This is a genomic window from Vibrio sp. IB15 (genome assembly GCF_016406055.1).
In the GTDB taxonomy this organism is placed as follows: domain Bacteria; phylum Pseudomonadota; class Gammaproteobacteria; order Enterobacterales; family Vibrionaceae; genus Vibrio; species Vibrio chagasii.
Map to the genome: position 1 here is coordinate 1 of NZ_JAEFCE010000145.1, position 1,226 is coordinate 1,226.

Consider the following 1,226-nt stretch of genomic DNA (forward strand, 5'->3'; position numbering starts at 1 on the left):
CTCACATGGATGTAAACACCATCAAACGCATCATCTTTAGGTTGTTCCCAGAATTTACAGGGCGATGGCACTTGCCACGGTGGGGAAGGGTCCTGGCACTGCCAGAGCTACCGCAAGAGGGCGATTTATCCGACCGATTCTATCCTCACTACGCGGTGGATGTTCAGCTACTCGATGAAAAGGGTATGGAGTATGAAGATAAATCACCACTGCAGGCCGTGCCGCTTCCGGTTCCTGGTCTCGGTGACCATGCTGGCCGTTTAGAGCCACCGGCTATCGGCAGTATTGTTGAACTCGGGTTTATGTTTGGCCAACCCGACAAGCCCTTTATTCGTTGCGTGCTACCCCTTGGGTTCAAACTGCCAGGCATTAAGGAAGGCGAAAGCCGCTATCAACAGCGCAAAGGCGTATATCAGTTAGTCGACCAGAAAGGCAACTTCGAACGTAAGACCGATCAAGCCGACAAGCTTGAATGCCTCACCCAACAAATCAAAGTGCTAGAAAATCGAATCGCAGAAATTGGTGGTAACCACACTGAAACCGTCAAAGGTAATAGGGCCATCAAAGCTAAGAACATCACCGAAGACGCCGACACCATCAAATTCAATGGCGGAAAAGGCGTATGTACTGGCGCGAGCATTTGCCCGTTTATGGGGAAACCGCATGTCGATGTATCAACCACCGTTTATGCAGGAAAAGATTAATGGCATTAAGTAAAACGTCATTGAAACAGAAGTTAGAAACCGAGCTTAAAGCCCAGGGCTTTGTGCTCGATGGCGAATTTGCTATGGCAGGCATGATGGCAGAAGCGATAGCCAACGCGGTAGTGGATGAAATCACACAGAACGCTCAAGTGGAAGTTACAGGCGGCAGCTCAGCTGGGAGCTACAAAGTAACCTAAACACATACCTCATCATCACCAAGCGCCCACTAAGGGCGCTTTTCTTATATCTAAAGCCGATGGCGTAGCTACAGGCTAGCGCCACGTAAAGGAGCACTCAGGTGACGGAATCCGCACTCCTCCTCCCCACCTGCGACGTTTTCGATCTGGTTTTTTCGCAATTTTGATTTAGTGAAAATCTACGGGGCTAGGAAACGCGTAGAACACGCGATAAAGCCTTTTGCTATAAGAGCTTCGGGTAATATGAAAAGTAGCTGAAAAGGGCTTATATTAGGTTCATCGCGGATTAGCGGGAACTAAAAACAAAAACGGTAGTAAGTGATAT

The 1,226-nt window shown here is 48.6% G+C and carries 2 protein-coding genes; both read left to right on the forward strand.

The window, feature by feature from the left end; genetic code table 11:
• Window positions 1-5 precede the first annotated feature (5 nt).
• Window positions 6-704 carry a hypothetical protein gene (locus JC606_RS23140; protein WP_198779548.1) on the forward strand — a complete coding sequence of 233 codons (699 nt, stop codon included), beginning with the start codon at window positions 6-8 and terminating at the stop codon, window positions 702-704.
• Window positions 704-901: a hypothetical protein gene (locus JC606_RS23145; protein ID WP_198779546.1), complete on the forward strand. Its 198-nt coding sequence runs from the start codon at window positions 704-706 to the stop codon at window positions 899-901. Before JC606_RS23140 ends, JC606_RS23145 begins: the two co-directional genes overlap by 1 nt.
• The last annotated feature ends 325 nt before the right edge of the window (window positions 902-1,226 follow it).